Source organism: Brevibacillus sp. HB1.2 (genome assembly GCF_013332495.1).
Classification (GTDB): Bacteria; Bacillota; Bacilli; order Brevibacillales; family Brevibacillaceae; genus Brevibacillus; species Brevibacillus porteri.
The window spans coordinates 281,389-293,418 of the sequence record NZ_JABMIU010000003.1; the positions used below are offsets into that span (position 1 = coordinate 281,389).

Sequence of the window (12,030 nt, forward strand, 5' to 3'; positions counted from 1 at the left end):
GGGGTTTTATGTGATCTTACTTATTTTGCTTTTTGATAAACACATACAACCATTTTTACGAAAAATTCACGGGTAGCAGATAATTTCGCCAAGGACTGCAACTGATTGCGCAACGGAATCTCTCGCTGGTAAACCGCAGGCTGCACCACGCCTTGTTGAATTTTTCGAAACCGTTTGATCGTCATGCGATTAATGTACGAGATCGTATCTCTGCCATCAGGAAGCTTGTCGAAACGAAAAGCAATCCGGTCAGAACCGTCTGGCAAGTCACGGACTAGCTTTTTATAGGCATCAATCAAGGCTTGCTCCGAGAAGAGAGCATGCACCCAAGGAATGCCGATCGCATCTGACAAATGGGCACCGAATGGATGATAATACGGCGGAAAATTGATGTAGAGATGCCCGCCAGGCTTCAATACCCGAAAGCATTCCTCCAGCGTCTTTTCCGGTTCGCCTACGTGCTCCATCGCGTCATTCATGATGATCGTATCGAACGTGTTGTCCGGGAAGTCCATTCTCGCGGCATCACCAGTCATGAAGGAGACAAGATGATCCAGCCCTTTTTTCTTCGCGAATTCATTTCCTTCCTCCGCATAGTGGGGGACGATATCGATGCCGATCATTTTTTTCGGGCCAAACGTGGCGTAATAGCAGGTTTTTCCCCCGCCGCCACAGCCGATGTCCAAAACGGTTTTGTCATGGAACATTTGCTCCTGTGAATGGAAGGGGAGGAAAAACTGAATGGTTTGATCCCCTTTTTGAAATTGCCATTCGGTATAGCTCATTTCCCCGTTGTTTGCCAGATTGAAAGGGTGAACGGGGAGAGGAAATAATCGATTTAAACCTAGTAACACTTGTGAAGAAAAGGACATGATGTCCTCCTTTCCAGGTCAGCCTTATTTACGCAGCGCTTGCAGAACAAGTTCACTGCTTTTGGAAGCTTCGATTGCTAACAGATGGGAATGCTTCGTTACCACATCAATTTCGTGATCGAGGTTGTCCAGTTTTTCAGCGAGCAAGGTCAAAAGTGTAGTTTCATCGAGTTCAGTAATGTGACCAGCATTAGGCATTCCAGCTCGTTCGACGAATCGATCGATTTTCGGATCGTAGGAGATGCCGATAAAAGGGATTCGCAGCATGCACGCAAGAATAAGCGAGTGAAGCCGCATTCCAACGACGTAGTTGCATTGCTTCAATACCGACATAATGTCATGAAAAGTTACAGGCGCATCGAGAAGACGTGCTCCTGGTTGGCTCATCTGGTCCATGATTTCCTGGGACGGTGCCAAATCGCTAGGGACATGCATCGGCAGGAAGAGAACATTCCATCCGCGCATGATAAACCAATCGGCTGCTCGGGCTATCTTCTGTTTGAATGGTTGTTCCTGCTTCCAGTCCCGGACAGAGATGGCGACCAAAGGCTTGGAAGGATCATCAAACATACCATGGAGCAGCTCTTTTCCCCGTTGATCTGCAATATCGTCTGGGGATATCGTCAGAGCAGGGTCAGCTGTTATATAGATAGGGGCTTTTTTTACGCCGCAGGCTTTGAAGTCCTCTCCTGATTCGTAGTCGCGAACCGTGATAATGTTGACGTGATTGACCACGCGTTTAATCATCGTGCGACTGAGCGATTTGAGGATGGGGCCAAATCCTTGTGCGTAAAAGACCACGGGTTTACCTAAAAGCTTGGCAATGGTGACGATGCCCAAATAGTAGAGGACACTGCGCGGACTGGTTACATCCTGCATCAGTGTACCGCCGCCCATCACCAGCATGTCACTTCGCGAAAGCTCGCGGACGATGGTTCCAAAGCTCCAGCGGTTATAGGCTTCAATCCCGAACAGTTCCGTAGTCCGATCAGGCTGATTGGACAGAACGGCGAGAGAGATATTTGGTTGTTCCCGCTTAAGAGAGCTGATGATGCCGTACAGGACCACATCGTCTCCGGCATTATTAAAGCCGTAGTACCCGGAGATGAGAATTCGCGACATGGAGTGAACCTTCTTTCTATATCAAACGTACAGGAAAAATACATTCTCAAGTATAATCGAGTAAACAAGCGGAAGTAAAGCAACCACAGTAGAAAACTTCACGCCCCAATTGTTTGGACAGATACAGTGGGTGCAGCGCCGTTCGTAGGGTATAATGATGTTGTTCCGACTTACGAGAACATATAGAGGAAACCCATACCGAACATGCCGATGCCAAGAACGATGAGGGCAATCATGACGATGAACAGCCCTTTATTTTTGCGGCGACGGTAAAAAAATTCGTCAAACATGGTAAGCCTCCCTGCGGTTGTGATAGTCCATTCTACTATCATACCATGTTCTCTATCATCCTTGCCATCCACATATGAGTGAATAGATGTCCGCAAGAATAGGGGCGAATGACAGCAGAAGGGAAGGAGCATTTTTCATCATGGAAAGCATGTGGCTCAAATACACATTACTAGTGGAACCAGAGATTGAGGATTTGTTTGTGGCAGAGGTTTTGACCAGCTCCTACACGCTTGGCTGGATCGAACCGCAAATCGAAGTGCTGACAACGGAAAATGGATATGATTACGCAGAAAATACGGAAGGTCCACTTGTTGGCTATTTGTTTGAACCCCAGCATGATCGTGAAGAGGAGCATGTAGACCGCCTAAAGAGCTACATTCAACGCTGGAATGGACAAGTCACTATAAAAGAAGTAGAACTTGTAGCTGAAGAAAATGAATCGTGGAAAGAGGAGTTCCGGGAAGTCAAGATAGGCGACTGGTGGGTAGCACCAACGTGGACGGACCCCGCAGCGTTGGAGTCGGCTCGGCATATCCTATGGATTGATCCAGGTGCAGCTTTCGGAACCGGCTATCATGGAACGACGCAGGACATTCTATTGTTTTTGCAAGAAATGAATCTGGAGGGTAAGCAAGTCATTGATGTAGGAGCTGGCTCAGGAATTCTCTCTTTGTACTGTGCTTTGAATGGAGCGAAGCATCCTGTATGGGCTGTGGATATTAATCCGCAAAGCGAGTATCAGGTTCTCGTCAATGCGACGAATAACCACCTTCCTGACCACGCTGTACAAGTCGTGATTGGGGATGCGTGTGAGGACGCAGTTAAGTCCCAATTGCCTGACCAAGCTGATGTCATTCTGGTCAACATCGGAGGCGATGAAAATGTCGCGATGCTTCCGATGATTACGGAGCGAATGGCTCCTGAAGGAATTTTGATTCTCTCGGGAATTGTTGAATGGAATCGGGAAGCTGTCATTGCCACATTTGAACAGGCAGGCTTCCAAGTAGAGAAAGAAAGTCAACAAGACGAATGGGTCACCGTTGTATTGAAAAACATTGCTGGGAACCGCCCTGTAACTTCCGTGTGAGACAATAAAGAAAATAGGGTACTCAAATGGAGGGGAAAATCAATGGAGCAGGTTGTCATTGCTGCTGCTGGACGTACGCCAATCGGTACGTTTGGTGGCGTCCTGAAAGATGTAAGCGCTCGCAAGCTGGGAGAAACCGTCATTCGTGGTGTCATGGCTAGATCTGGTTTGGAAGCTTCTCTGATCGATGAAGTCATTTTAGGGAATTGCATTCAGCGTACAGACGAACCAAACATAGCGCGGGTGGCAGCATTGGATGCGGGCTTGGGAAAAGAAGTGACGGGCTACACGATTCAACGTCAATGTGCATCCGGCATGCAAGCGATTGTGAGCGGCGCTTCCCAAATTCTTTTAGGTGACAGTGAAATCGTCTTGGCAGGCGGCGTAGAGAGCATGAGCAACGCCCCGTATGTCCTGAAAAATGCGCGCTGGGGCAAACGCTTGACACATGGGGAAATGACCGACGCGATGTGGGATTTGTTAACAGACCCTCACCATCAAATCCTGATGGGCGAGACGGCAGAACGTCTGGTAGATCGTTATGGGATCACGCGCGAGGAGTCGGATGAGATTGCCTTGCGCAGTCAGCAAAATGCGATCCGAGCCATAGACAGCGGCTTGTTTGCCGAGGAAATCATCGGGGTCCCCATTAAAAAGCGCACCGAAGAAATCGTCGTAACGGAAGACGAATTCCCTCGCAGGGGAGTGACCTTGGAAAGTCTCGCGAAGCTAAGACCCAGTTTTCGTGACAATGGTACAGTGACGCCAGGCAATTCCTCCGGTCTCAACGATGGAGCGTCCGCAGCCGTTTTGATGAAAGAAGGCAAAGCGAGAGAGCTCGGGATCGAACCACTCGGCAGAATTGTCTCGTGGGCGGTAGCGGGGGTAGAGCCTGATTTGATGGGATATGGACCCGTTCCAGCAGTAAAGCGTGCATTGGCAAAAGCCAGTTTGACGCTCGCGGATATCGAACTGATCGAAGTAAATGAAGCCTTTGCCGCGCAATACCTCGCCGTGGAAAAACTGCTGGAGCTGCCACGGGAAATAACGAATGTGAACGGAAGCGGCATCGCGTTGGGTCACCCTGTCGGTTCTACTGGCTGCCGAATTGTCGTAACCTTGCTGCACGAAATGAAGCGACGACAGCTGAAACGAGGCATGGCTGCCCTTTGTGTTGGCGGTGGGATGGGTATGGCAATGGTTGTCGAACGCCCATAGGTTTAAACGAAGTCTCCCCTGTTAAAAATGGAAGCAAAGGGGGAGGCTTTGTCATGTTTATATGGTCATTTTTCAAGCGACATGGAAAACAGATTGCGTTTCATACCTTATCCTGTTTGGCGATCGGGGCGTTGCTGCTGGTTGCCTACAGTGCCTATCAATATAAGCAAATGACAAATCAGTGGTATGCTCCGATTGATGGAGCCAAAGGGAGCGCAAAACAGGCAGCTGCTTCCCTTCCACCACGTGATCTTTTGACAGGAACAGAACCGTTGAAGCCTTTCGTCGCCCTGCTTCTTGGTGTGGATAGTCGAGACGGGGAAAGTGCACGTTCAGATACATTGATGCTTGCGGCGATTCATCCCGGGAAGCAATCCGTCTACCTTTTGGCGATTCCGCGTGACAGCTACATGGAGCTCCCGGGAAAAGGATACGACAAAGTGAACCATGCAATGGCTTTTGGTGGTCCAAAAATGGTGAAAGAGTCGCTGGAAAAATATTTACAAATAAAAATTGATCGGTATATCTCCGTAGATTTCGATGGCTTCCGTCAAATTGTAGACGAGCTGGGAGGTGTCACTGTCGATGTGAAGAAACGAATGAAGTACAGCGATCCGAGCGACGATACGTACATCGACATTCAACCAGGGCTACAGACTTTATCAGGTGAGCAGGCATTGGATTACGCACGTTATCGAAAAAGTGATTTGGGCAAGGAAGACAGTGATTACATGCGGATTGACCGACAGCAGGAGATTCTCAAAGCATTAGCTTCAAAAGGCACCTCGCTCCAAGTGTATACGAAGGCATTTTCACTCATGGAAATACTGGGTCAGCATGTGAAAACGGACCTCACTGAGCAGGAAATCGCCTCTCTGTTATTGTCCTATGGCGATGGCACTCCGAACTCCATTCAAGCTGATACATTGGTCGGGCAGGATGAGCGCATTTGGCATAATGGAATCGTTGGCTGGTATCATCTCGTCCCCACATCTGAACGGGAAAGGGCACGACAGCAAATTGTCAAGGAAGTTACACCGTAAAACACGAAGAGCATAAGGGCAAAGGACACGGCTTTCGTCATGGGCTTTGTCCTTTTTTTGTCGAATAGTCTTGTTCCGAAAAAAGGAAAATATATGATTTTAGTTGGAAAATTGAATATGTTTCGAATACAATAGTCATTAGGAAGAGATTATGAATGTAGATCATAGGGAGAGGCAAGGCCATTTAAGGGATGGAGGGAATGACCATGTCAAATGCCAAGCCTTGGATTGCCAATTACCCGCCCGAAACTGCGCCGTCATTGGATTACCCCCGTGTTCCTTTGACGCATTTTCTGGAGCAGTCTGCAGCTATGTATCCAGACAGTAACGCGATCTATTTCATGGGAAAAAGCATTACGTATCGAGAGCTTTTGCAGTTGTCATACCAATTTGCCAATGCATTGATCAAGCGCGGTGTAAAGAAAGGTGACCGCGTGGCGATTATGCTGCCAAATACTCCTCAAGCCGTCATTAGCTACTACGGGGCGCTTTTTGCAGGCGCGATCGTGGTCATGACCAACCCGCTGTATACCGAGCGAGAATTGATTCACCAAATGAACGATTCAGGCGCCGAGACCATCATCACACTGGATTTGTTGTACAAACGTGTTACCCAAGTCCGTGCATCTACCTCACTTCAACGAATCATCATCACAAGCATTGGCGATTTCCTTCCCTTATTGAAAAAATGGCTATATCCGTTCGTGCAGAAGAAACAAGGACAAAATCCGCAGGTTACATACAGCGCAGATATTGAACCTTTTCTTTCCGCCTTAAAAGAAAGCGCTACCAAGCCTGTAGAAGTACCAGTCGATCCGACCCAGGATATCGCACTCCTCCAATATACAGGGGGGACAACAGGTGTTGCCAAAGGCGTCATGTTGACGCACGCCAATCTCATTGCGAATGCAGTCCAGTGCCAAGCGGTCCTTTACAAGCTGAAAATGGGAAAGGAAAGGATTCTGTGTGTACTCCCACTGTTCCACGTGTATGGGATGACTACCGTGATGAACAAAGGCATTTGTATCGCAGCAGAAATTATTCTCGTTCCCAAATTCGACGTGAAACAAATATTTGAAATGATCGACAAGCGAAAGCCTACTCTTTTCCCAGGGGCACCAACCATGTATATCGGTTTAATCAACCACCCGGACTTGAAGAAGCATGATCTTTCTTCCATCGACGCATGTGTCAGTGGATCAGCTCCGTTGCCGATCGAAGTCAAGCTCAAATTTGAAGAGTTGACGGGCGGCAAGCTGGTCGAGGGTTATGGGATGACGGAGGCTTCTCCCGTCACACATTCCAATCCCATTTGGGAAAAAGGCATTACCGGAAGCATCGGAATGCCGTGGCCAGATACGGATTGCCGAATTGTGGATACGGCAACGGGAGATGAGATGCCCCAAGGCGAGGTCGGGGAGTTGGCTGTAAAAGGGCCTCAAGTCATGCGCGGCTATTGGAATCGCCCAGAGGATACCGCTGCCGTATTGAAGGATGGCTGGTTTTTGACGGGAGATATGGGCTATATGGACGAAAACGGCTATTTTTATATCGTCGATCGTAAAAAAGACATGATTATAGCTGGTGGCTTCAATATTTATCCGCGCGAAGTAGAAGAAGTGCTGTTTGAGCATCCCGCCATCCAGGAAGCAGCAGTCATCGGTGTCCCAGATCCGTACCGGGGCGAAACCGTCAAAGCATTCGTCGTTTTCAAGGATGGACAGCTCGCGAATGAAGCGGATCTGGAAGCGCATTGCAGACAGAGACTCGCCGCCTATAAGATTCCGAGACAATACGAGATTCGTACAGATTTGCCTAAAACCATGGTCGGAAAAGTATTGCGTCGCCAATTACAAGAAGAAGACAAGAAGAAAAGAGAAGCCCAGGAAGAAATCAAAACGAGCTAGTAGCTGATGTTTTGAGGCTTGCGATCCCAGGCGGAAAGCGGCCTTTTTTGCTGACCTCTTGCGATTGACAGAGGAGTGGCCCTGTATTACACTAATTATGAATGAGTGATCATTCATTTCGTCATCAATGTTAGTAAACATGGAGGTAGTTATGGCAAAGAAAACGGGGGAAAAGTATCAAGCCATTATTGATGCTGCTGTTCGAGTAATCGCCAGACAGGGCTATTACAGTGCCCAGGTATCGAAAATTGCGAAAGAGGCGAAGGTAGCAGACGGCACCATATACCTCTATTTTGAAAACAAGGATGATATTTTGATTTCACTGTTTAACGAAAAGATGGGCCTGTTTGTGGAGACAAACCGCAAACGCATTTCGGAAGCGACGACCATTGAGCAAAAGCTGTATGTACTCATTCATGCACACTTGAGCCAGCTATCCAAGGACCATGATCTGGCAAAAGTGACTCAAATCGAGCTGCGCCAATCCAGTCCGATCATTAGTGAAGGAATCGGCAACGTGATGAAGCAGTATTTTAATCTCATTGACGAAGTGATCGTAGCGGGTATGGAACAGGGTGTATTCCGATCCGATCTCGAGGTGCGGATTACGCGCAAAATGATTTTTGGAACGCTGGACGAAGTGACGACATCTTGGGTGATGAAACAGTGCAAGTACGACCTTGTCTCTTATGTTGATTCCATTCATAACCTCTTCCTGCTTGGTATGAAGGGAAAAGAATGAAAAGAAAAGCTTTTTTTGCATGAAAACGTTTGTTACAATGGAAACAGTAAGACTGAGCGATCGCTCGGAATGAAATAGTAGCTGTTTTTATATATGGGGAGAGTTTGGGGGGAGAGGAATGGCGTCGCATTGGAATGTAGAAATCGTTGATCGCGTTGCTACGGTAACGATTAGCAACCCGCCTGCTAACGCACTCAGTCAAGCAGTGCTCGGTCAATTGAGTGAACTTTTGGACCAGTGGGAAAATAACGATGAGATCAAAGCAATCGTTTTGACTGGCGAAGGTCGGTTTTTCATTGCAGGAGCGGACATCAAAGAATTTACCCAACTGAATCGGGATAATGCGGAAGAACTGGCGAAGAAGGGTCAAGCATTGTTCAATCGCTTGGAAACGTTCCCGAAGCCAATCATTGCAGCAATTAACGGTGCTTGCCTTGGCGGAGGATTGGAGCTTGCTTTGGCATGCCATATCCGCTTCGCAGCACCTGAGGCCAAGCTTGGGCTGCCTGAGTTGAATCTCGGACTCATTCCTGGCTACGGTGGTACGCAACGTCTACCGCGTCTGGTTGGCCGTGGCAAAGCGACACAAATGATTCTTACATCAGAGATGATCGGTGGCGAGGAAGCTTTGCGCATCGGTCTTGTGGAAGCGGTTTATCCCGTAGAGCAGTTGCTTGCAGAAGCACAAAAGCTGGCAGCTGTTTTCGCAAGTAAGAGTGCGATTACCCTGAAGTTTGCGCTAGCGTCTATCCATAACACAACGGAGCTTTCGTTATCACAAGGCTTGGAGCAGGAAGCAAAGCTATTTGGCGATGCATTCGCGACGGAGGACGTAAAAGAAGGCGTGACTGCTTTTCTGGAAAAGCGCAAGCCGCAATTCGCAGATCGGTAGTTAAGCATATAGCTTCACAAGTATGAGGTACCACTAAGGAGGAGGCATCCTGATGAATATCGTGGTTGTGTTGAAACAGACGTTTGACACAGAAGAAAAAATCGTCATCCAAAACGGACAAATTTCCGAAGATGGCGTTGAATTCATCATTAATCCCTACGATGAGTACGCTGTAGAAGAGGCAATCAAGCTCAAGGAAGATCATGGCGGGGAAGTAACCGTAATCAGCGTCGGCCCAGACCGTGCTGAAAGTGCGCTGCGCACGGCTTTGGCAATGGGCGCAGACAAGGCTGTTTTGGTGGATGACGAGTCTCTGTTCGGAGACGAATTCACGATTGCCAAAGTATTGGCTGCCGTAGCGAAAAAGGTTGGCTACGATATCATCATTGGTGGACAAATGGCTGTAGACTCCGGGGCTGGCCAAGGCGGTCCTCGTCTAGCAGAAGAACTGGGAATTAACCATGTATCGACTGCTGTGAAGCTAGAGGTGGACGGGACGAACGTACGCGTAGAGCGCGATGTAGAAGGTGACCTGGAAGTCGTGGAGACGAGCCTACCTGTTTTGATTACGGCTCAGCAAGGACTCAACGAGCCGCGCTATCCTTCTCTCCCAGGTATCATGAAGGCGAAGAAAAAACCATTGGATAGACTCGGCGCAGACGATTTGGGCATTACTGCGGATGAGGTAAAAGCAAAGACAGAAATCGTCGATCAGACATTGCCTCCGAAAAAACAGGCGGGTCGCATTCTCTCAGGCGAATTGGCAGCTCAAACGTCGGAATTGGTGCAACTGTTGCGCAATGAAGCGAAAGTGATCTAAGCGAGAGGGAGAGGATATCCATGAAAAAAGTACTTGTATTGGCAGAAGTACGTGACGGACAACTTCGCAACGTGTCGCTGGAAGCATTGACTGCAGCACAAGCATTGGCTGAGGGCGGCGAAATTGTAGCAGGTGTATTCGGGGCAAATGCAGCAACGCATGCAGTGACATTGGGTCAGCATGGTGCGAGCACGGTGTATACGGCTGATCATACAGCGTTAGCACAGTACACGCCAGATGCGTATGTGCAGGCACTCACGCAGTTGATTGAGCTAGCTTCTCCAGATGCAGTTGTTTTGGGTCACACCGCGATCGGTCGTGACATCGCACCTCGCGTAGCAGCGCGACTCGGTTACGGTCTAGTTTCAGACGTAACAAGTGTAGAAGCAGGCCCTGTCTTCATTCGCCCGATCTATGCAGGAAAAGCGACGCAAACACGCAAATTCGTTGATGGAACAACATTTATTACGATTCGTCCAAACAACATTGCCATCGGCGCTGCGGACCCTTCGAAAACGGCAGTGGTGGTACCAGTTGAATTGGAAATTAAGGATTTGCGCACGATTGTAAAAGAAGTTGTAAGAAAAACAAGTGGCAAAGTAGACCTTTCCGAAGCAAAAGTCGTGATTTCCGGTGGACGCGGAGTGAAGAGTGCAGAAGGCTTCCAGCCATTGAACGATCTGGCGGAAGTACTCGGTGCGGCTGTTGGTGCATCTCGTGGCGCTTGCGACGCAGACTATTGCGATTACTCCATGCAGATCGGACAGACAGGTAAGGTTGTTACACCTGATCTATATATCGCATGCGGGATTTCGGGAGCGATTCAGCACTTGGCTGGTATGTCCAGCTCGAAAATCATTGTTGCCATCAACAAAGATCCGGAAGCGCCAATCTTCCAAGTGGCTGATTACGGTATCGTAGGTGACTTGTTCGAAGTGCTGCCATTGCTGACGGCTGAGTTTAAAAAAGTGTTGGTGTAACAGAAAGACAGTAACAAGGCGCTCCTTTTGGGGCGCTTTTTTTGTCCGCAAGGCTTACTTTATGCTTTCCTTGCTTGGTATAATAGGCAGTAAGGAGAGGTGATCGGGATGAGCGAACAGCTTTTGCAACAACTGATACACATGGTGGCGGAGAATAACCGATTGGTTAAAGAAACGCAGGAGGAGCTACGCGAGTTTAAGAAAGAAATGTATGATTTTCGGAATGAGATGTATGATTTTCGGAATGAGATGTATGCGTTTCGTGACGAGATGTATGCGTTTCGTGATGAAATGTACGAATTCCGTGATGATGCTACGCGCCGATTAGACAGACTGGAACGCCAAAACAAACACATCGATGCAGACCTCGATCTGTTGCATCGGAAAGTAAGTGATCACGAACGGGAGATTAATCGGCTAAAACAAGTCGGGCAATAAGGTGCAGCCAGACTGGACAAACTAAAGTGAGAAGTGCAGGGCAAAGTGTGGAGCGGCGTAGTCAATTTGGTGTTTGAATGATATACTGATAACCGTTAGGAACCTTTATTTAGCAATTGAAATTCAAGGAGGTAACTTCTCATGGCAATTGTAAATGCTACTGACCAAAACTTTTCCCAGGAAGTAGAGCAAGGCGGTACAGTCCTGGTTGACTTCTGGGCTCCATGGTGCGGCCCTTGCAAAATGATCGCTCCTGTACTGGAGCAAATCGACGGTGAAGTGGGCTCCCAGCTCAAAATCGTCAAAGTAAACGTGGATGACAACCCAGATTCTGCTGGTCGTTTTGGCGTAATGTCCATCCCAACGCTGATCGTATTCAAAGACGGTCAACCAGTTGACAAAGTGATCGGCTTCCAACCAAAAGAAGCGCTTATGGCAACTGTAGGCAAACATCTGTAATCGCAAAGCAATGAGTGAAGCGGCATAGCAATATGCCGCTTTTTTATGTTTGGATACGGAATTCTGAACGATCGTTTGTCAAAAAATTAAGTTTACTTGAGCGAAAATAATTGCGTTTTTAGAATACTTTGATTAAACTTCATATATTCAATTTATTTC

General features: G+C 48.0%; 12 protein-coding genes. 10 read left to right on the forward strand and 2 right to left on the reverse strand.

Going from position 1 to position 12,030, the window contains the following annotated elements:
• Positions 1 to 20: 20 nt before the first annotated feature.
• Both HPY28_RS09405 and csaB read right to left on the reverse strand, forming a co-directional pair.
• On the reverse strand, positions 21 to 872 hold the full coding sequence (locus HPY28_RS09405) for a class I SAM-dependent methyltransferase (RefSeq protein ID WP_069845548.1): 852 nt from the start codon (positions 870 to 872) through the stop codon (positions 21 to 23).
• Positions 873 to 896: 24 nt separating this feature from the next.
• Complete coding sequence (gene csaB / locus HPY28_RS09410) at positions 897 to 1,994, reverse strand: polysaccharide pyruvyl transferase CsaB (RefSeq protein WP_174230468.1); 1,098 nt, start codon at positions 1,992 to 1,994, stop codon at positions 897 to 899.
• A gap of 430 nt (positions 1,995 to 2,424) precedes the next feature.
• On the opposite strand from csaB, the gene HPY28_RS09415 reads away from it, so the two are divergent.
• The 10 genes from HPY28_RS09415 to trxA all read left to right on the forward strand — a co-directional run bounded on the left by HPY28_RS09415 (position 2,425) and on the right by trxA (position 11,871).
• The gene (locus HPY28_RS09415) at positions 2,425 to 3,372 is read left to right on the forward strand and encodes a 50S ribosomal protein L11 methyltransferase (RefSeq protein ID WP_173622385.1); all 948 of its coding nucleotides are present in this window, start codon (positions 2,425 to 2,427) and stop codon (positions 3,370 to 3,372) included.
• A 42-nt stretch (positions 3,373 to 3,414) separates the two neighbouring features.
• Positions 3,415 to 4,590 (forward strand): acetyl-CoA C-acetyltransferase, encoded by a 1,176-nt coding sequence (locus HPY28_RS09420; RefSeq protein ID WP_174225756.1) that lies wholly within the window; start codon positions 3,415 to 3,417, stop codon positions 4,588 to 4,590.
• A gap of 53 nt (positions 4,591 to 4,643) precedes the next feature.
• The gene (locus HPY28_RS09425) at positions 4,644 to 5,633 is read left to right on the forward strand and encodes an LCP family protein (protein WP_174230469.1); all 990 of its coding nucleotides are present in this window, start codon (positions 4,644 to 4,646) and stop codon (positions 5,631 to 5,633) included.
• Positions 5,634 to 5,839: 206 nt separating this feature from the next.
• The gene (locus tag HPY28_RS09430) at positions 5,840 to 7,540 is read left to right on the forward strand and encodes an AMP-binding protein (RefSeq protein ID WP_174230470.1); all 1,701 of its coding nucleotides are present in this window, start codon (positions 5,840 to 5,842) and stop codon (positions 7,538 to 7,540) included.
• 151 nt (positions 7,541 to 7,691) lie between these two features.
• Complete coding sequence (locus HPY28_RS09435) at positions 7,692 to 8,282, forward strand: fatty acid metabolism transcriptional regulator FadR (protein ID WP_017251081.1); 591 nt, start codon at positions 7,692 to 7,694, stop codon at positions 8,280 to 8,282.
• Positions 8,283 to 8,400: 118 nt separating this feature from the next.
• The gene (locus HPY28_RS09440) at positions 8,401 to 9,174 is read left to right on the forward strand and encodes an enoyl-CoA hydratase (protein WP_017251082.1); all 774 of its coding nucleotides are present in this window, start codon (positions 8,401 to 8,403) and stop codon (positions 9,172 to 9,174) included.
• A gap of 52 nt (positions 9,175 to 9,226) precedes the next feature.
• Positions 9,227 to 9,994: an electron transfer flavoprotein subunit beta/FixA family protein gene (locus HPY28_RS09445; RefSeq protein ID WP_017251083.1), complete on the forward strand. Its 768-nt coding sequence runs from the start codon at positions 9,227 to 9,229 to the stop codon at positions 9,992 to 9,994.
• Positions 9,995 to 10,014: 20 nt separating this feature from the next.
• Positions 10,015 to 10,974, forward strand: coding sequence for an electron transfer flavoprotein subunit alpha/FixB family protein (locus tag HPY28_RS09450; protein WP_174230471.1), 960 nt, complete (start codon positions 10,015 to 10,017; stop codon positions 10,972 to 10,974).
• Positions 10,975 to 11,082: 108 nt separating this feature from the next.
• On the forward strand, positions 11,083 to 11,412 hold the full coding sequence (locus tag HPY28_RS09455) for a hypothetical protein (RefSeq protein ID WP_174230472.1): 330 nt from the start codon (positions 11,083 to 11,085) through the stop codon (positions 11,410 to 11,412).
• A 141-nt stretch (positions 11,413 to 11,553) separates the two neighbouring features.
• Positions 11,554 to 11,871, forward strand: a complete 318-nt coding sequence (gene trxA, locus HPY28_RS09460) for a thioredoxin (RefSeq protein WP_007722428.1) — start codon at positions 11,554 to 11,556, stop codon at positions 11,869 to 11,871.
• Positions 11,872 to 12,030 lie beyond the last annotated feature (159 nt).

Coding starts and splice junctions, on each gene's coding strand:
- HPY28_RS09405 (WP_069845548.1), bottom strand. CDS start 872: ATGTCCTTTTCTTCACAAGTGTTACTAGGTTTAAATCGATTATTTCCT.
- csaB (WP_174230468.1), bottom strand. CDS start 1,994: ATGTCGCGAATTCTCATCTCCGGGTACTACGGCTTTAATAATGCCGGA.
- HPY28_RS09415 (WP_173622385.1), top strand. CDS start 2,425: ATGGAAAGCATGTGGCTCAAATACACATTACTAGTGGAACCAGAGATT.
- HPY28_RS09420 (WP_174225756.1), top strand. CDS start 3,415: ATGGAGCAGGTTGTCATTGCTGCTGCTGGACGTACGCCAATCGGTACG.
- HPY28_RS09425 (WP_174230469.1), top strand. CDS start 4,644: ATGTTTATATGGTCATTTTTCAAGCGACATGGAAAACAGATTGCGTTT.
- HPY28_RS09430 (WP_174230470.1), top strand. CDS start 5,840: ATGTCAAATGCCAAGCCTTGGATTGCCAATTACCCGCCCGAAACTGCG.
- HPY28_RS09435 (WP_017251081.1), top strand. CDS start 7,692: ATGGCAAAGAAAACGGGGGAAAAGTATCAAGCCATTATTGATGCTGCT.
- HPY28_RS09440 (WP_017251082.1), top strand. CDS start 8,401: ATGGCGTCGCATTGGAATGTAGAAATCGTTGATCGCGTTGCTACGGTA.
- HPY28_RS09445 (WP_017251083.1), top strand. CDS start 9,227: ATGAATATCGTGGTTGTGTTGAAACAGACGTTTGACACAGAAGAAAAA.
- HPY28_RS09450 (WP_174230471.1), top strand. CDS start 10,015: ATGAAAAAAGTACTTGTATTGGCAGAAGTACGTGACGGACAACTTCGC.
- HPY28_RS09455 (WP_174230472.1), top strand. CDS start 11,083: ATGAGCGAACAGCTTTTGCAACAACTGATACACATGGTGGCGGAGAAT.
- trxA (WP_007722428.1), top strand. CDS start 11,554: ATGGCAATTGTAAATGCTACTGACCAAAACTTTTCCCAGGAAGTAGAG.